Origin of the sequence: Dapis brunnea BLCC-M229 (assembly GCF_050015995.1) — a bacterium.
In the GTDB taxonomy this organism is placed as follows: domain Bacteria; phylum Cyanobacteriota; class Cyanobacteriia; order Cyanobacteriales; family Microcoleaceae; genus Trichodesmium.
Window position 1 is genome coordinate 42,213 of sequence record NZ_JBNHEP010000275.1, and the last position, 18,011, is coordinate 60,223.

At 36.3% G+C, this 18,011-nt stretch carries 14 protein-coding genes; 5 read left to right on the forward strand and 9 right to left on the reverse strand.

What is annotated here, in order from left to right; genetic code table 11:
- Nucleotides 1–434: 434 nt before the first annotated feature.
- Nucleotides 435–1,772 (reverse strand): MFS transporter, encoded by a 1,338-nt coding sequence (locus tag ACP6PM_RS31935; protein ID WP_426590889.1) that lies wholly within the window; start codon nt 1,770–1,772, stop codon nt 435–437.
- A gap of 1,242 nt (nt 1,773–3,014) precedes the next feature.
- Nucleotides 3,015–4,238, reverse strand: coding sequence for a glycosyltransferase (locus ACP6PM_RS31940; RefSeq protein ID WP_426590890.1), 1,224 nt, complete (start codon nt 4,236–4,238; stop codon nt 3,015–3,017).
- Between the two features lie 2,096 nt (nt 4,239–6,334).
- On the opposite strand from ACP6PM_RS31940, the gene ACP6PM_RS31945 reads away from it, so the two are divergent.
- A complete protein-coding gene (locus ACP6PM_RS31945; RefSeq protein ID WP_426590891.1) occupies nt 6,335–8,134 on the forward strand; it encodes a fatty acyl-AMP ligase in 1,800 nt (599 codons plus the stop codon).
- A gap of 1,298 nt (nt 8,135–9,432) precedes the next feature.
- Here ACP6PM_RS31945 and ACP6PM_RS31950 read toward each other — a convergent pair.
- Complete coding sequence (locus tag ACP6PM_RS31950; RefSeq protein ID WP_426590892.1) at nt 9,433–10,191, reverse strand: response regulator transcription factor; 759 nt, start codon at nt 10,189–10,191, stop codon at nt 9,433–9,435.
- A gap of 796 nt (nt 10,192–10,987) precedes the next feature.
- Here ACP6PM_RS31950 and ACP6PM_RS31955 point away from each other — a divergent pair.
- Nucleotides 10,988–11,239 (forward strand): DUF6761 family protein, encoded by a 252-nt coding sequence (locus ACP6PM_RS31955; protein WP_426542362.1) that lies wholly within the window; start codon nt 10,988–10,990, stop codon nt 11,237–11,239.
- Nucleotides 11,240–11,832: 593 nt separating this feature from the next.
- Here the strand turns inward: ACP6PM_RS31955 and grxD are convergent.
- The 3 genes from grxD to ACP6PM_RS31970 all read right to left on the reverse strand — a co-directional run bounded on the left by grxD (nt 11,833) and on the right by ACP6PM_RS31970 (nt 13,478).
- Nucleotides 11,833–12,168, reverse strand: a complete 336-nt coding sequence (gene grxD / locus ACP6PM_RS31960) for a Grx4 family monothiol glutaredoxin (RefSeq protein WP_426590893.1) — start codon at nt 12,166–12,168, stop codon at nt 11,833–11,835.
- Nucleotides 12,169–12,214: 46 nt separating this feature from the next.
- The gene (locus ACP6PM_RS31965; RefSeq protein ID WP_426590894.1) at nt 12,215–12,610 is read right to left on the reverse strand and encodes an RNA-guided endonuclease TnpB family protein; all 396 of its coding nucleotides are present in this window, start codon (nt 12,608–12,610) and stop codon (nt 12,215–12,217) included.
- Nucleotides 12,611–13,217: 607 nt separating this feature from the next.
- A complete protein-coding gene (locus tag ACP6PM_RS31970; protein ID WP_293108563.1) occupies nt 13,218–13,478 on the reverse strand; it encodes a BolA family protein in 261 nt (86 codons plus the stop codon).
- Nucleotides 13,479–13,603: 125 nt separating this feature from the next.
- On the opposite strand from ACP6PM_RS31970, the gene ACP6PM_RS31975 reads away from it, so the two are divergent.
- The 3 genes from ACP6PM_RS31975 to ACP6PM_RS31985 all read left to right on the forward strand — a co-directional run bounded on the left by ACP6PM_RS31975 (nt 13,604) and on the right by ACP6PM_RS31985 (nt 14,516).
- Nucleotides 13,604–14,050 carry a helix-turn-helix domain-containing protein gene (locus ACP6PM_RS31975; protein ID WP_426590895.1) on the forward strand — a complete coding sequence of 149 codons (447 nt, stop codon included), beginning with the start codon at nt 13,604–13,606 and terminating at the stop codon, nt 14,048–14,050.
- The gene (locus ACP6PM_RS31980) at nt 14,005–14,169 is read left to right on the forward strand and encodes a zinc ribbon domain-containing protein (protein ID WP_426590896.1); all 165 of its coding nucleotides are present in this window, start codon (nt 14,005–14,007) and stop codon (nt 14,167–14,169) included. Before ACP6PM_RS31975 ends, ACP6PM_RS31980 begins: the two co-directional genes overlap by 46 nt.
- Before the next feature lie 176 nt (nt 14,170–14,345).
- Entirely contained in the window at nt 14,346–14,516 is a 171-nt protein-coding gene (locus ACP6PM_RS31985) for a hypothetical protein (RefSeq protein ID WP_426590897.1), read from the forward strand.
- A 502-nt stretch (nt 14,517–15,018) separates the two neighbouring features.
- Here the strand turns inward: ACP6PM_RS31985 and ACP6PM_RS31990 are convergent.
- From ACP6PM_RS31990 to ACP6PM_RS32000, 3 genes are all read right to left on the reverse strand, one after another.
- Nucleotides 15,019–15,660 (reverse strand): tetratricopeptide repeat protein, encoded by a 642-nt coding sequence (locus ACP6PM_RS31990; protein ID WP_426590898.1) that lies wholly within the window; start codon nt 15,658–15,660, stop codon nt 15,019–15,021.
- 87 nt (nt 15,661–15,747) lie between these two features.
- Nucleotides 15,748–16,425, reverse strand: coding sequence for an HAD-IA family hydrolase (locus ACP6PM_RS31995; RefSeq protein WP_426590899.1), 678 nt, complete (start codon nt 16,423–16,425; stop codon nt 15,748–15,750).
- An 839-nt stretch (nt 16,426–17,264) separates the two neighbouring features.
- Complete coding sequence (locus tag ACP6PM_RS32000) at nt 17,265–17,561, reverse strand: HD domain-containing protein (RefSeq protein ID WP_426590900.1); 297 nt, start codon at nt 17,559–17,561, stop codon at nt 17,265–17,267.
- Nucleotides 17,562–18,011: the final 450 nt, after the last annotated feature.

Genomic DNA, 18,011 nt, shown 5'->3' on the forward strand with positions numbered 1-18,011 from the left:
GGCTGAGAGCAATACTACGAGCAAATATTTGTATATTTCAAAAATATAGTTCACGTTGGCTATTTACACAATCTTGAAGGCATAAATCAATTAATTGTTGATAGGAAATTCCTTTTTATTGTGCTTTTTTCTCAAAATATTCTATTACTTCAATCTCTAAAGATCAACTTACTTGTTGCTTGAGTTTTTTGGCATAAGGATTAGGACGACTTTTCATTTTAGTTAGGTCATATTCTGGTTTCATAGTTTTATCCTCCATACATTTGACTTTCTTTTTTAGTTGCTTTGTGGGCAGAAATAATTCTGATTACAGATTCTTGTTCTCGATAACATTGATAATTGATAATTAGAGAAAGTTTTCATTATCCATTATCCATTATCCATTGTTAAAGAGGTAATTATCCATTATTCATTATCCATTATCCATTAATGAACTACATCAATACAGTTTGTTCAGTATTATCAGTCTCAGTTTTATTTACTTGAAAGCTATCAGCATCATTTAATTCTCTCTCTACCCGTCGCAACTCTGGAGTACGATAAGCAACTAATACTGCTCCCATATTCAATAAACCCATCAATACAAATAACAAAGCTATTCCTCTGCCATCTCCTACTCCGATTATTTTGCCCACACTACTGGCCAACATTCCATTTTCACTCATCAAAGGTTTAAACATAAACTCTACTAAAGGCGCTGCACTTAGATGGGTAGTTACTAACAAAAACTTTTCCATCATATTCTGCAAAGCAAAAACTCGCCCTTGTAAATTTTGAGGTACTTTTTTCTGCCAAATAGTATGATTCAAGCTAACAACAATTGCCCTGGAAAATAAATAACCAAAACCGCCAATTGCAGCTAAAATTACAGCAGGTTTTAATCCTCCCAGACATAGACATAATCCCTGGATAAATACAAAAACTAAAATAGCTTCTATTCTTCGTTTAGAACATCCCCATAAACTTACTATGACACTGCCTAATAACATTCCAATGCCACTAAAAGACATGACTATTCCTAATTCTTTTTCCGAGGCAAAACTTAAAATCATTGGCAAGAATAAAACTTGCAATACCCCTGCACTTAAATAGATAACTCCAAAGAATATTGTCAACTTGCGCAAACCAGAACGGACTACTACATAATTCCACCCTGAAACAACTTCCTGCCATAACTCTTCAACACTTACTCTCCGTCTAATATTTGTCTGCTGCCTTCTTGGGAATTTAACAATTAACAGAGTGAAAAATGCTAGTAGATAGGTACTAAAGTCTATTAATAATATGCCGTGAAGGTGAATTTTGATTATCAATAATCCAGCTATACTTGGCCCAAGAATTCTTGCTGTTGCTATTGCTCCTTGTACCATGCCATTCGCCCGACTCAAGTGTTGCGGAGGTACAAGTTGAGAGATTGCAGATATATAAGCTGGCCATTGAAAAGCGTTACAGACCGAACTAATACCCACTGCTACATAGATATGCCAAACTTGCAATTGTCCAGAGAAGACTAGGAACATTATTCCTAATGCTGTTACCCCAGTAATTGAGTCACTGACAATCATTACCCGACGACGACTCCAGCGATCTACCATTGCACCAGCAAATGGTGAAATAAAGATACTAGGTAGATGAATGAATAAAGACAATAAAGCATAATGGGTAATTGAACCTGTTGTTTGATATACCCATACTGCTAGAGCAAATTCACTCAGACTAGAACCTAATAGAGAAAAAACTTGACCCAACCATATAAATACGAATGTTTGCATAACTTTGAGTTGCTAGATGAATCAAAATAGAGTCGAATGGCATTTATTGAGTTTGCTTAATAATACTTATTATATTATAACTTGAGTATGGTGATTTTAAAATACTCAGTATGTATTAATCCAGGTATATATTAAGCTCTAATAGTTTTGTTTTGTCTCTTGAACTTATTGAGAAATGCTATGGCTATTAAACAATTTCATTTTTCCCATATCGAATTAATTTTCTAGTAGTTATTTAGTAAATTTACCCTGTTAAATTAGTCACTATAAAATTGTAAAAAATTCAACCATCAGCTATAAGTTATTAACTCATTATCACAGGAAGGATAAATTAGTCTCCAACGAGAATTAAAACTTATGTTTGTGCAGCATTCCGCAGGAAAGAAAAAGGTCATCACCTAACCTTAGTTATTTCTTGATTCTTTCAAAAGCTGTTTGCGTAGCATTCCGCAAAAAATGCCAACTAGTTAAATGTTTACATAAAATTAATAACCGAAAATCCTCGGTTGGTTTTGGTTATTTACCTAAAAGTATCTCTATTTACTGTAACTGTATCTTCTGGAAATGACTCAAAGATTAGATTGTCTTAATATTTTTATAATTTATTTTTATCAAATATTTTCTCCAATGCTATTCCTGAAAGGAACCTAAGAAATATTGTTGCAAACTACACAAAAAAATTAGATAAAATTGATAAATATTTACTACAAATAGCTAGGGGACTTTTTAGGAGTCAGGAGTCAGGAGTCAGAATGAATAGCTTCTATACTATTTATCAATTCATAACTTATCTTATTAGTCAAAGGAACATCTCCTTTCATTAATGGATAATGGATAATTACCTCGGGTTTTAACCGTAACAGAATTGAATATAAGGAAAGATCCTAGCACTTTTCTCGGATTGGTGATTGGATATGGCGTTAGCGTTAGCGAAGCTCCTCTGAAAGAGGCAGCGGCTCTGCAAGAGCGGGAGACCTCGCCATCCCATCCTACGGAATTCTCCGCAAACGACCGCTTTTTTCCCTTGAAAGGGGAGGCTTTAAAGGGTGAATTATTTAATTATTAATTATTAATTATTAATTATTAATTATTAATTATTCAGTAAAGTATGCATGAGCGCCATTATTATTCGTAACATTCTTTTTTCAAAATAGTATTAGATAAAATCACAGAAAGCAGCGAATAAGGAATCAGCAAATACACAATTATTTGTCATTTATTTTTTTTTAAGGGAATAAGGAATTAAGTTTTGAGTATAATTTGTTCTTGCCAAATTTTAACTAAGTTAGCTACTGCATTATCCCAACTATATTTGACAATAACTTCTCTGGCTTTAATACCCATTTCTTTTCGTAAATTACTATCTTCAATTAAAAGCTTCAATTTCTTACAAAAACTTTCCTGATTTCCTGGAGTAAATAATAAACCATTCCAACCATCTTGAATATTCTCTGTGACTCCTCCTGCTTGAGGAGCAACTACTGGAATACCTGCGGCAAACGCTTCTAATACAGTTAAACCTCTGGTTTCTTTTTCTGAAGCTGTGACATGAAAATCGCTATTTTTCAAAATATTAGGTACATTCTCAGGAGGTATTCTACCTAATAGATAAACTTTATTTGTTACTGTAGCTAATCTGTTTGATATTTCATCGCGCATCGGACCATCACCAACAATGATTATGGCAACATTTTCTAGATTTACTAATTGCTGAAGTTTCACAAAAGCATCTAAGGTAAATTTCCAACCCTTATCTTCCGTTAGTCTACCTAAAAATACTATTTTTACTTTGTTAGCTAAATTAGGGATTTGATAATTTGATTCCCAAAAATTAGCTGTTATTCTTGCTGACTGAAATTTTTCCACGTCAAAACCATGAAAATTGGTATACTTAACATTCTTGATACCCATATTCACAATTTTTTGATAGGTAACACTGCTAGAAACTAGGGTTAAATCATATTGATTGTAAATAGAGACAAAACTTTTTTCAAAGATTAACTGCAACATCAAGTTAATCCCTTTTGGCAAAGGTAAAAAATCTTCAAAATATTCTAAAAAGTTAGTTCGGAAGGTACAAACGCAGGGAATTTTATTTTGTTGAGCAAATTTTATGCCAGCCAAACGAAAAAAAGCAAAAAATAATCTTTCTGGTTCATCTACATGAATAATTTCTGGCTGAAATTTTTCTAATTCTCGCCGGACTATTTTATAAGTGTTAAATCCTACATTTCTTTCAAAATCTAGAAATGGTGTACTAGGTAAATTAATGACTTGAATTCCAGGAAAAATATTACCTGTATAATCTTTCCAATTTGGATATAAATTAGCTAGCGGACTATAGTCAGGACAAAATAATAACACTTGATGTCCGAATTGACTTAGTTTTTGAACTCGGTAATAACCACTGACGGTTACTCCATCTAATACGGGTAAAAATCCAGAGGTAATAATGGCAATTTTCATAAATTAAGCAAGAAGGCAAGAAAGCTGAATCTGAAGCTCAGGAATTATACCGTTTCACGATTTATTTTCTTTTCTACAACCTGAGCGTTCGCGTTTCATGTGCGTAGCAAAGCGGAACGGAGTTCTATTGCTGAGAAACTATTTTTAGTTGAATAAAAAATCATGTATATGGGCGAACAACCCCACATAGTTTTTATGATATCAGAATTTTTGTGGGGATGCAACTGAAACTAGACAGTGCGAAGTTCTTTGAATAACTATTGCTAGCTAAGGCTTTCAGCAACTCAAGCTTAGAAACTATCCATTCATACCTGTAGGTGCTGTAAGCCCTTTCCAGTAAGACTTTCAGTCAGATAAGCAAATCGTTTTTTAGAAGAACTTTGTACTCTCCAGAACTGAAAATCCTTCTATTTTTTTCTGGAGCTTCACAGAATGAAAATGTTGCTGGTTTTCCACTAAGGAGTGATGGATGGAACAGGGCAAACGCATCTAAATTCTGGAGCCTTCTGCCGTTAAGCTTCAGAGAATTAATGAGTATAAATGCTCACAAGCTTGACATCCTTGCCCTGTCAGAACTTCAAAATAAGATGCGTTTGCCCTGATGGATGGAAAGATTTGATGATGAGAAAAACAAGCATATATATTTAATTAGCCCTCAACCAAGCGCTGTCTATATTAATTTGAGCCAACTAAGTAGAGGCGCATTGACAACGCCTTTAAGAGTTCGATTTTGGACTGCTTAAGAATCCCCGTCTCGCGATTAGCGGAGAGTGTCAATTAGACTAGGCTATATTCATCGTTACAAACGATCGCTTTTAACAACAACAATACCTGGTCTGGTACGGGGGATAAGGATGGTGGAGGATACTTAAAATTTTCCGTTTTCCGACTCATTAATAGTTATAATGCTTGACTAAACTTTTCTCGATCATTGCAATTTTCTGAAAGATATTGACTAATACCATTTCTCCATGAAGTTGCGCTTAATAAAAGATAACAACTATGAGTAAATTTCAGGCCTGGGTAAGAATTATTAAGCGCATTGTTACAGAGAAATAGTATTAGTTCTGTATTGCTTATTTGTGAAATGGTGGATTACATTTGCGACTTCCCGGTTTACAAAAGTTGAAAAATCAGTAGAGTGCCTGAGGCGCTTTATTTCAAAAAATAGATAATTTGCCAAAATTTTTAGCCGTAACTCACCGCACTTATAACTTAAGAATAGTTTGGTTTCTTTTTGCCGATAGATGGTGGATTACATTTCACGCTTCCGACTCTAAAAAAGTTGAAAAATCAGTAGAGTGCCTGAGGCGCTTTATTTCAAAAAATAGATAATTTGCCAAAATTTTTAGCTGTAATACCATTTCTCAAAAACTTTTCTACACTTTCTTGAGTAGGGTAGTAAGGGAGTGGGGGAGTGGGGGAGAGAAGTAAACATAATAATAATTAACATTAACTAGCTAATAATTAGGGAATAAGTTATTTTACCGATGTTAATTATTTTATAACTGAAGTGTCATCTAAGTATAGCATTACTTTTGGTAATTGGTATAACTCACCGCACTTATGACTTAAGAATAGTTTGGTTTCTTTTGTGCTTCTTGAACATCTCGAATTTTGTAAGCATTCAGCAGTCAGCCATCAGCTATCAGCTTCCGAGATACATCTACATTTCCCACCACACAATTTTATGAGTTGAAAACTCAAACTTGTGGTTTTTGTGCTTCAATTCTCTTATCAAAACTTTTAATTATCAATCTCAGCTTCTTTGATAGAAAATTTAAAAGATTGTCAGCAACTTATGACAAAACATCGCCAAAAATATCTAAACTAGTCAACATAGTTTCAATGCTTTCAGCCTTCTTTCCAAATTCTGTGATACTATTATTTAATGTATAATCTATAGCTATTTTATTGCCTAATAAAATTTTAAAGCCCGAAATACCTATAATTCCATTCTTTAAACCAGCGATCGCTTCATTTTCATTTAGGGATGACGATCTAATTTTTCTAACTTCCTCTAACAGTGGTTTGACCTAACTACAACTATATGGTAATCATTAAAAACTTACCAATAGAATTGAAAAAATCCTCAAATGGCTAAATACTCAACCATACTAGATATCCTAAACCATCGCTCCCAAAATCTTCCCGACCAAATTGCCTATAAATTTTTGCCCGATGGAAAAACCGAGTCTGGTAGCTTAACCTATCAACAACTAAATACCCAAGTCCGAGCGATCGCTGCCCACCTCCAATCATTCATCACTCCAGGAGACCGAATATTAGTCGTTTATCCCTACACTGCCGGACTAGAATTTATCGCCAGTTTCTTTGGTTGTATCTGTGCAGGAGCGATCGCCGTCACGAGTAACCCTCCCCTCAACACCGACGCTATAGCCAAACTCCAAGAAAGAGTCGAATCCTCCGAACCAAAAGCCATTCTCACCACAGAATCTTTTTTACGGGAAATTCAAGAAAAATTAGCCAAAAATCCAGACTTAGCTCCTAAACTCAAGCATTTACCCTGGATAGCAACAGATAAAATTTTATTCTCTGAAGCACCCAAATGGAGAGAACCAAAAATAGATCCAGACACCCTCGCCTTTTTCCAATACACCTCTGGTTCCACAGGCAAACCAAAAGGAGTAATGGTAACTCATGGCAACATCCTACATAATTCAGAAATTATTTATCAGTCTTTTGAACATTCCCCGGAAAGTCAAGGCGTAATTTGGCTACCCATGTTCCACGACATGGGATTAATAGGCGGAGTAATACAACCTCTCTATGGAGGTTTTCCAGTCACCCTCATGTCACCCGTAGCTCTAATTCAAAAACCCATACGTTGGTTAGAAGCTATTTCTCAATACAAAGCAACAACCAGTGGCGGACCCAACTTTGCTTATGACTTAGTTTCTCGTCAAGTAACCCCAGAACAACTAAAAAATTTAGACTTAAGTAGTTGGAGCGTCGCATTTTCTGGAGCTGAACCTGTACGAGCTGCAACTTTAGAAAGATTTGCCAAGACTTTTGCACCTTGTGGATTTCGGCAAGAAGCTTTTTATCCTTGTTATGGAATGGCAGAAACTACTCTATTTATTAGTGGGGGAACAAAAACAAAAGCTCCAGTTATTAAATATGTAGATGGTGAAGCTTTAGCAGAAAATCGAGTTTTGGTTGGTGGAGAGAAAAGTAGGGCGGTGGTTAGTTGTGGTTGGGGTTGGTTGGGTGATGAAATTGTAATAGTCGATCCAGAATCTTTGACTAGACGTTCAGACGGAGAAGTAGGAGAAATTTGGGTATCGGGTGCTGGTGTGGGTAAGGGTTATTGGAAGCAACGCTCGGAAACGGAACGAACTTTTAATGCTTTTTTAGCAGATAAGGGACCTTTTTTACGGACGGGAGATTTAGGATTTTTACAGGATGGGGAATTATTTATTACTGGTCGAATTAAAGATGTAATGATTTTGTGGGGTCGGTATCGTTATCCTCAAGATATTGAGTTGACCGTGGAAAGATGTCATCCAGCTTTGAGGTCTGGTTGTGGGGCGGCTTTTTCTGTAGAGGCAGAAGATGATGAACGTTTAATAATTGTTCAGGAAGTGGAGCGTAGTTATTTACGGAAGTTGAATGTTGAGGAAATAGTGGGAGCTATTCGCCAAGGAGTTGCTGAGGAACATACAGTGGAAGTTTATTCTATTAATTTGTTGAAGACTGGTAGTATTTCAAAAACTACCAGTGGTAAGATTCAGCGTCGGTTATGTCGCAGTCAATTTTTGGAGGGTACTCTGAATTTAGTAGGTCAATGGCAGTTTCAAACTGAAAAGGGTCGTGTATCTGAATTGGCAGGTAAAGTGTTAAGCGCAAGTCAGAATCCAAAAAGCAAAAGTTAAAATAAGAAGGAACAAGGAAGAAGGAAAAAGGAAAAAAGCAGAAGGCAGAAGGGAAGTAGATCGGTCTAATAGCTCAATACAATTCAATTAAGGTTTTTTTGCAGTTGTGTAATCTTAATAGCTAGGGTTTGCTGATTAAATCTGAAACTATTGATAGATAAAAGCTAAATCCTTTTTTAGCCTGAAAAAAGTGCCTGGTGCATGAGTATAAGAATTTGAAAAAGTTAGTATAAAAGGCAAAATAATTGCATAAAAATAAAGGCACAATTCTTCCTAGCAACTCCTCTATAATTCTCCCTTTTTCCTAACTACTCTCTATTTCCCTGCTCCCCCACCTCCCTGCTACCCTACTCCTCTACTCTTTAAAAAGACTTTTTCAGCAAACCCTAGCTACTTTAATAATTTCATACCTTATGAGTTTTGCTTTGATCTAAACCGTATTGGTTTCTAACTGAGTTTTTGCTACAGAACGGACTTTCCTCCCACAACTTTATGAACTATTTGGAAAAGGTGAAAAAATTCGCTACTTTTGCCAAGATGAAAACCTCGCGCGGATTAAAAACAATTCCTAGTAAAAGGATAACTCTAAAGGGAGTAAAGCCATTAGGATCTACCCAGTGACAACGAAAAAATTTTGGTAGTGCTAAAAAGGAAAGGAGAGAGGAAAATATAGGGTAACAGTAGTAGAGAGGTGCATTTTAATGTCAGACCCCAAGCGACCCTCTATATGCTGGTCTCCAATCTCCCCTTGATCAGAAAAAATTTTCACGCTCCGTGTCAATCCAATCTGTAAGAATGAGAGGTAATTATCCATTATCCATTATCAATTAATGAATGACATCTGTCTGCAACAAACCCGGTTTCTTATAACACACTCCTTAGATTTCATAGCTCGATTCACGAACGCCTTTTTTTGATAGCTAAGAAAAAATTGGAGATGACAATTACTGATGATACAGCGGATTCCAGGTTTATGAGGTACAGTGGCACTAAATTTTTAAATAGTTTTTGAAGTATTGAATAAAGTTTTCATGTCTTTAATCAAATATACTAAAATCACTGTACTACACTTAAATGGAATAGGCTGTAAATCTGAGACTAGGAAATGTTTTTCCAACTGTTCCCTGTTCCCTGCTATACATGAACGAAGGATATTTCAACCCCTCCTAAACCATCTGCTGCAACAGTTGCCTAGTATCTTAACCAGAGCGACAAAAAGCTGTTAAAGAAGTTCCTCCACAGGAGACTATCTGTTTGCGAAGCATTCCAGTATGGAAATACTAAAAGCTGATAACTAGTTAAGCTGGCGCAACTTCTTGAGGTTGTTTGTAACTTTTTTGATAATTATTATTCCATTGACCCATAGTTAAGATTTCTCGATTAAATCTATAACCGACATTTCTAACTGTCTGAATTAGACTGGGTTGGCGGGGGTCAATTTCAATTTTTTTCCGCAGGGATAGTACATGAGTATCTATAGTACGAGGATTATCTATAGAATCTGGCCATCCTCTGTGTAGTAATTCTGAACGAGTAAGGGGCATTCCTTGTGCTTGAGCTAGCACATAAAGAAGATTAAATTCTTGTGGAGTTAGATCTATCAGATTACCATTTAAGATAACTCTACGGTGTACCAAATCAATAATCAAATCACCATAATCTAAACTAATGGGTGGAGTACAACTAATAGTTCTGCGACGACGTAGTAGTGCTTCTACCCTTGCCATAAACTCTTGCATACCAAAAGGCTTTGTAAGATAGTCATCTGCTCCTGACTTTAATCCTGCTACAATATCTGCTTCAGTTGTGCGTGAGGATAGCATTAAAATTAAGCACTGTTGCTGTTGCTGAAGCCACTGGCAAAATTCTAGACTATTTCCATCTGGTAGATCGGTTTCGAGAATCACGAGACTTGGGCAATGAGTGTATATTAATTTTTTTGCATGCTCGACATTTGCTGACTGATATACTAAATGCTTTGATTGCTGCAAATGCCAACCAATTAGGGAACGCAGATGGGGATTCCCTTCTATAATTAAAATACAAGCATCTCCCACTTAAATAACTTCCTATATACCTTCCTTTATAATTACTTAATACTAACCTAACATAAATTATTGTTGTATTTTTGTAACATCTGTTACTCTAACCTAAAAATTCTGTGTAGAAAGACTTCTTGAGGAAACTGACCATACCTCTTGGTAAAGAGATTTTTCTAAATTTTATTTCAATTTGATCAAATAATGTTACTAATAAGCTTGAGTGATTTAAAGATTTTACGCATCATCTCTATTTAGAGAGAAAATTAACCCTCAAGTTGGTCACTAAGAAACTAAAATAGCTTCAGTAAGAACAAAAAACAAATAGTCAACGTTTATAAAATTTATAACTAAATGTTGAGAAGTATTACCTTCTGAATTATGACTCCTGAGTGTTTAGTACGATCAATTTGTAGCAAAGTTTGTGCCAATTATTATTTCACATAGAATCATTATTCTATCACATATTTTAGATTTTTTTCAAATCGATATTTTGAGATTTTTGGCTAAGATTAACGGAAAATATAAGAAATATATTGTAGATAGGAGACATACTGTGAATAAATCTATTTCTAACTCTACTATAGATTTGAAAAGCTTCCGGAAATTGTTTTAAAATAGAAGTAGTTAAACATCAGTAGTATAAAAAATGCCCATGTATAAGTGTTTTTGTAATTTGTAATACCAACTTAATAGTTGGTTCAGACTAATCTCAAAAACAAACAGTACAAGTTGCATTAAAAAGAAAATAACATTAACCTAAAAGTAGGTTCCAATAAAAAATATAACCATTAATCCAGAGAAGACAAAGGCAATGTTAACTGACGCTCTAACAATCCGCCACTATCAAAAACTAACCGACGCCCTCGTCGAAATGTGGAATCGTGGTTATCGCTATGAGGAGATGCGTATCTATTTAGATGGTTACCTAGCATCCTTGAGAATCTCTAAGGCGATCGAACCATTTTTAATTAATAGACTGGAGGAAGAAACGACTCGCTACATATATGACCCTTCAAATTTTGAAATGCCATTACAAACTCAAGCAGAAGTAGATTACTATTAAATTACCGAAAAATTTGGTTTAAAGCCTCGCCCTGGTAGGGCGGCTTTTTGATTGATTAAGTAGGATACATAAGCTATAGTATTCTTGTCGCAGTCGAGCAGTCCGATAGAAAAAACGGACTTGGAGGCAAGCGTCAGACTGGCGTCAAGTTTCGCTGGGTGACATGAAAAGCAGCAGCCAATAAAACCTCAACCCGCCAAGGAGCTATATCTCCGTATCAACCCCATGCCTGACAACCGGGGAGGATGTCAAAAATCTAAGTAGGGTTTGCGTATGGAAAGTATGAGTGGTAGAAGTAGGAGTCAGGAGTCATGAGGACCGAGTCAGGAGAAATGGGGAATTTAGAGGAGGTAGGAGTAAGCATTGTCCCCTAATTTTTCTGTCTTTAAAGTTTGCCCAAAATGCGCTCCTTTTTGAGCGTGAAGAGTTGAAAACCTAACACTTTTTTGGCATCTAAAAAGGCTCAAGTCTTTACCTGTAAATGCTTTGAGAATTAATCAGCAAGCCATAAGTAACTATAATAGTAGACATAAAAAATGAAGGGCATTATGACATACCCTTCATTTTTTATCGTTTTAAAAAAGTTGAGATTTCTAGGAAGCTGAAGCAACTGCTAGCTTTTGCTCTAGCTCTTCTTTTTTGTTATTGTACATTTCAATCATCACATCAGAGCCTCCAAGGAATTCTCCATCGACATAAACCTGGGGAATTGTAGGCCAATTAGAATATTCCTTAATGCCTTGACGAATTTCTGGATCTTCTAATACATCGAAAGTTTCATAGTTCACTCCTAAAATATTCAATATTTGAACCACATTATTAGAGAAACCACACTGAGGCATCAACTTATTACCCTTCATAAAAATCATAATTTTATTTTTAGTAACTAAGTCATCGATTTTTGCTTTTAATTCTGGAGCTAGAGTCATGTTTATTTCCTTAGTAGATGGTCTTGACATCCTCCCGACGCTGCTCTCAGGAGACAGGGCGGGATTCCCTAATATCACTAATAGGGGCTTTCTGCTTCATAGCATTTGCCTTCCGGGACTTACTCCCTTCTGGTCTTACAGTCCCTCCACAGACTGACACTGCCTGCCCGGCAGCCAAGATATTTATACTTGCGTTGATGTCGCGGTCGTGGTGAGCTGTGCACTCAGGACAATCCCACTCCCTAATATGTAGAGGTAATTTCTCTACTACATACCCAAAGTTAGAACAACGCTTGGAACTGGGGAAATATCTATCAATCTTGATTAGTTCCCGGCCGTACCATTCTGCTTTGTATTCTAATTGGCTAACTAATTCAGACCAGTTAGCATCACTTATTGCCCAGGCTAACTTGTGATTCTTGACTATGTAAACTCGCAACATTGATTGGTTTTCCCATCTCTGAGCTCCCCTACGGGAGAGCGCGGGTCTTCAACCAACATTGAGATAAAAGCTTTCAATATTCACCATTTAGCTAACCGTTGTACGAAACTGTAGAAAATTGGTTCTACTTTAACTACTCTCAAGAATAGAGAGTTAGTTTCCTGCTTTAACCAGAACTGTCAGCAACACTCTGTCCACAGGCTAAAAATCGGGCACAACTCGCCCTATATCTAACAAAATTTGAAATTAATCGATTTGACTGCTTTGCTACTCTACTCCGCTATTTTCAGGAAATTTAACACTGGTGGATGTACCCAGTCACCTTGTCACAGGTATCCTACTAGATGCGAGTTTTGTTCAGGTTGTCAAGCCGTTAAGTTTTGAAGCTTGGTTTTTGCTTTTCTACTATTCTATCAAGTTTTCTACAGTTTACGGTTAACAGTTTTCAACCCTAATGTATGGTTGATATGCTTAAGTGATAGTTGATCGCTTTTTGATTATAGATACTATTAATTTGCCTGATGTTTTAGGCCAAATTATGAGAATTAATTAATTATGACTGATGTAGCCAAATAATCCTGTTCGCCTTGTAACCCAAAAGCACAAATTAAGCAGTTTGCCCTGTTGCTTTCCACTCTTCAGGAGTATAGGTTTTCAAAGCTAAAGCATGGATAGCTTCAGAAGCCATAGGTTCTTGTACGGCAGCGTAAACCATTTGATGTTGTTTCACGAGAGTTTTTCCCTCAAACTCAGAGGAAACAACAATGGCTTCTAGGTGGTCGCCACCTCCTGTTAAATCTTGGACTTGTACCTGAGCATCTGGCAACTTAGCTTTAATCATTAACTCAACTTGCTCTAGATTCATAATTCTTCCCCTGGGAAAATACTTACATTGTACATTTTAACTATTTGAGGGGGTTTGGGGGGCAGCTCTGAGTCCCGCGCCATAATCTACGATTTGACCTCGGGATACATGGACTCCCCCAAGCTGATTTGACAAGGGTTGACCGGATAAAATCAGCATTTACTGCAATTGCGTGTTGTGGTATTATCCCAGCTACGATCGCCCTCAACTACACTTATCAAATTTATCCCGACGAAAAACAGGTGGAGTTATTGAATGAATGGCTCGAAACTTTTCATAATGTTTATAACTATGCTCTTCGGGAACTTAGGGATTGGATTGCTTCGAGTGATGCAGGTTTGGGAAAGTTTAGGACTATTTTGTCTTATGTTGGGAAACAACGGGGAGTATATGTTGCTCAAGTAGACCACAAAGGCACTTCCCAAATTTCTCCAAACTGGGGAATTGAGGTCAGAAAGGAACTATCCGATGGGAACTTAGGGATTGGATTGCTTCGAGTGATGCAGGTTTGGGAAAGTTTAGGACTATTTTGTCTTATGTTGGGAAACAACGGGGAGTATATGTTGCTCAAGTAGACCACAAAGGCACTTCCCAAATTTCTCCAAACTGGGGAATTGAGGTCAGAAAGGAACTATCCGATAGATGGCATAGCTGTCTTAAATGCAAATACTCATACCATTTCACAGAATTATGAATGGGCGAATTCTGAATTGAGAAGTTAGATTGGATAGGCTAAAAACTTTGACAAGAGAAAGGTTTGAGGCAATTATTTGACATTTAAAGTTTGAAACTATTTGTCACATCTTTAAAGTGAATTGGTATCAGTAGATAGAGACATAGCTTCAGCACAGGAAATTTGTAACTGAGGCCATGAGCAACTTAGTACCCAGGGACTCTGGGGGAAAGAAATTGGCTGTCAAGTCGGGCTATCGGGGCTATTATGCTTGGATAAGTGGCACAGGGCAGCAATATATAACAGCGATGTTGGAAGCCTGCGTTGTAACTTGTAGAGGTCAGCGTCGGGAAGATGTCACCGGATAATTGGGTCTGAAGCCTCCCCCTGAAAGCTATCCATTACCCATAACTCCTGAAAAGCTTGTGGGGAGAGGGGGAGAAGGGAGCAGGGGAGAAAGGAGAAAGAATCATAGTAGCTAAATAAAACTACTTAAATTATCACAAAAAAATGTATTTTTTCATACATTTATCTCCGAAAAAAGCCGAAGTCAGACTTAATTCATAACTTGTCAATTTTGTCAAATTTTATATTAAGAAATATGTGGGTAATGAATAGCCCTGAAAGGGGGACTTTTGCTAAGATTTTTGTAGCAGAAAATATGCTATGATCTTTAATTAGTTGCCGGGGGGCAAGCCTCCTCCGAAGCAGCTGCGCAATTCAAGTCGCTCCGCGAAACGGAAACTCGCGCGCGGACGCGGAGGAAAGCGTGAGACTAACTCATTGCTTAGCAGCATCTGATGAAATGTCAACCCGTCCTTGAGCTACGGCTCGGTAGGTAATCTCCGCCCCTAACAGCCGGAGAGGATGTCACTTAAGAGACTGGGGTGAGGCAGGAGGTTGGTCATCTCCAGAGGATCTAGGATAGGGAATGTCCACAAACCCTAACTCTAGTAACTGCTGATAAGCTTTTTTTCCCAAATCGCGAGTTGGTTGCTGAGAGCTAATAATTTGAACCAGTAATGGTACTGCTAGTTCGGGTTGATTTTGCGCTCGGTGGACAAGGGCTAACTGATAAGTAGCTTGGTCTCTCATTTGGGCAGTATTCAGGGCTTTAGTCCTTTGGTCATCCGCTAAACGATTATCAATACCAGAAAAACTAGCAGCTAATTGAGTATGGAAATTAGAAAGTTGATTAAATATTTGACGAGCTTCTTGTAGTTTCTGGTTAGCTAAATCATAATTCTCTGAAGCAATGGCATTGTCAGCTTCGTTCATTAAACGTTTTCCCCCCTGAAGACTTAATAGACTATTTTGTGGATCTAAAGGACGAGCATTTTCAGGTTGGGTGGGTTGTATTGGCTGAACTGGAATAGGAGAAGAGTTTTCTGATTCTACAGTCTCCTCAGATTGAGCATTAATTGGTTGTTGTAAAAGTGTGAAAGCTGTCATAATCGTCAGAGTTAAGCCGAATGTAGAGTAAACAAAACGAATAGGTTTAGCAAATACCATGATTATTTTAGTTGGTTTGTATAAATAAAAAACTATTTTTCACATATACTATCATTATTTTAAAAATATATATTTGATAAGTTATACCTATAAAAATGATGGTAGTTGCCACAAGTGCGGTTGAAATTCTGTAAGGGAATTGAGAATTTGATGGGCAGAATGAAATAAGTTTTTATCCATGTCAGGATCGGGTACAACAATGACGGACATTCCTGCAGATAAAGCAGCTTCCATTCCTGCTAAAGAATCTTCAAATACTAAACATTTTGCTGGGGAAACATCTAATCTTTCAGCAGCTATTAAGAAAATATCTGGCGCTGGTTTTCCACATTTGAGATTGGGGTCATCTCCAACAACAATATAATCAAATATTTGAAACCATTCTTGATGATTTTTTGTTTTTAAATTAAATGGTTCGCGTGAAGAACTGGTAGCTACAGCTTGAGGAATTTTATTTTGATATAAATGTTGGGTTAGGCGAAGTGCACCTGGCATTGGTTTTGCTTGAGGAAAACGTTGATATGTGAGAGTATTTCTTTGTTGAAGATAATTTTCGGGAGTGACAGGTAGTTCTAATAGTTCTACAATTTTTCTGGCAGAATCAATAGATTTTCTGCCAGTAATTTTACATTTAGTATGTTTGTCGAAAATTTTGCCGTAACGACTTGTAACTTCTTGGTTGACTTGAGCATGAATTGATTCTGTATCTAGAAGTAAACCGTCTAGGTCGTAGATAATATGGGTGATTTTTGGGAAATTATTCATTTTTTTTAGGCAGTAAGGAGTAGTAATTCTGGTTCAGTAGAAATAGAAAAGAAGAAAAAAAAATGTACCTCATTAACTTAATAAACTCTATACTAAGTAGCTAGACAAAATCAACTATACATTATAGTTTGATAAAGATTACCCAAAGAGCAAAGAAAAAATCAAAACATAACTTAATCGTAAATATACAAATAATTTTGTCTAACTACTTAGCTTTTATTGTCAGTTATAAATTATCAGTACCTCTCGCTAAAACCAGAGGGAATAAAATCGGAAATTTCCTAATCAATTTAAGCAAAATTTATTATTCATAATATTGCCAATATTACTAACAATCATAGTTTGATAAATTATTTGAGTAAAGTATTTTAAATCAGGGGTTTTCATGTCAACAATTTTAGCTTGATCATCCCAAGTTCTTAATTGTACTGCATCTTCTGCATAGGGTTGCTGAATAAATTCCGCTGCAGCATCATTAGAAAATACTCCACCTTGTAATTTTAAACTTCTTTTAGAAGCTGGTGATAAAGTTGCAAAATAGTTAGGTTTTGTTGCACAAAGATAACGTTTAGCTTCAACATGAAGGCGAATTGGTTCTGTTACAGCTTCTCCAAATAAGAGACTGTTTGTAAAATAAGTATTAAGAGAACATGCGAGTGACTAAAATCTAAAAGCGGTAATACTTCAAGAGATTGAAATTTGGTAGGTAGAGAAGTATTCAGTACATATATTCCTAGATTTTTAAGCGACAAATATTTGTCTTGATTTCTTCCTCCTTATTCCCTATTCCCTATTCCCTATTCCCTGTTCCCTGTTCCCTGTTCCCTGTTCCCTGTTCCCTATCTCCTTTTTATATTTCCTTTACAAACAATCTCTAAATGTTTTAAATACTTTATACTACGATATTCATGATGATCGTCAATACCTTTGTTTGCTGCATCCTCTCCTAGGTCGTGAATTAGATGTCCGAAGTCATGAAATAAGGAAGCTACAATTAGTTCATTACTAGCTCTTGCTAGTTCTGCTAAAGTGGCACATTGGAGGGCGTGTTCTAGTTGACTAATAGGTTCTTGACCATATTGATGATGACCTTTGAAGGAGAGAATTTTGAGGATTGTCTGGATATCTGGTTTCATGTTTATTTTGTATTAGGGAGTTATTAAAAAAAATTAGTTCTTAGGAGTTGATTCAGCAGATTTATTGCTAATTTTTTGTGACGGCAAATCAAAATTATACCGTGATTTTTGGATTATTTTTTGCAGTTCATTTAGTGGTGCTATTTCTCCATCAAGTTAAACTTAAGCACCTACACAGAATTATTTACACAACCAATCTTTACAAAGTAAGGATTTCAACTCCTAAAATGTGTAATTTATTTTGTTTACCTGCTTAATAAAAGATAACAGCTATCAGTAAAATTCTGGTCTGGGTAAGAATTATTAAGTGCATTGTTAGAAAGAAACGGTATGGTTTGATTTGAATTGATAATTAATTTAACTATAACGCAACAGTTTTTAGATTTTAGATAAAGCCGGCAGGGTAGCGATCGCCATATTGTAGGTTGATAGTTAATTTAACTATTGCGC

Bases quoted from the DNA above. Each gene is read 5' to 3' on its own strand.
- ACP6PM_RS31935 (WP_426590889.1), bottom strand. From the start codon at position 1,772: ATGCAAACATTCGTATTTATATGGTTGGGTCAAGTTTTTTCTCTATTA.
- ACP6PM_RS31940 (WP_426590890.1), bottom strand. From the start codon at position 4,238: ATGAAAATTGCCATTATTACCTCTGGATTTTTACCCGTATTAGATGGA.
- ACP6PM_RS31945 (WP_426590891.1), top strand. From the start codon at position 6,335: ATGGCTAAATACTCAACCATACTAGATATCCTAAACCATCGCTCCCAA.
- ACP6PM_RS31955 (WP_426542362.1), top strand. From the start codon at position 10,988: ATGTTAACTGACGCTCTAACAATCCGCCACTATCAAAAACTAACCGAC.
- grxD (WP_426590893.1), bottom strand. From the start codon at position 12,168: ATGACTCTAGCTCCAGAATTAAAAGCAAAAATCGATGACTTAGTTACT.
- ACP6PM_RS31965 (WP_426590894.1), bottom strand. From the start codon at position 12,610: ATGTTGCGAGTTTACATAGTCAAGAATCACAAGTTAGCCTGGGCAATA.
- ACP6PM_RS31985 (WP_426590897.1), top strand. From the start codon at position 14,346: ATGAGCAACTTAGTACCCAGGGACTCTGGGGGAAAGAAATTGGCTGTC.
- ACP6PM_RS31990 (WP_426590898.1), bottom strand. From the start codon at position 15,660: ATGGTATTTGCTAAACCTATTCGTTTTGTTTACTCTACATTCGGCTTA.
- ACP6PM_RS31995 (WP_426590899.1), bottom strand. From the start codon at position 16,425: ATGAATAATTTCCCAAAAATCACCCATATTATCTACGACCTAGACGGT.
- ACP6PM_RS32000 (WP_426590900.1), bottom strand. From the start codon at position 17,561: ATGAAACCAGATATCCAGACAATCCTCAAAATTCTCTCCTTCAAAGGT.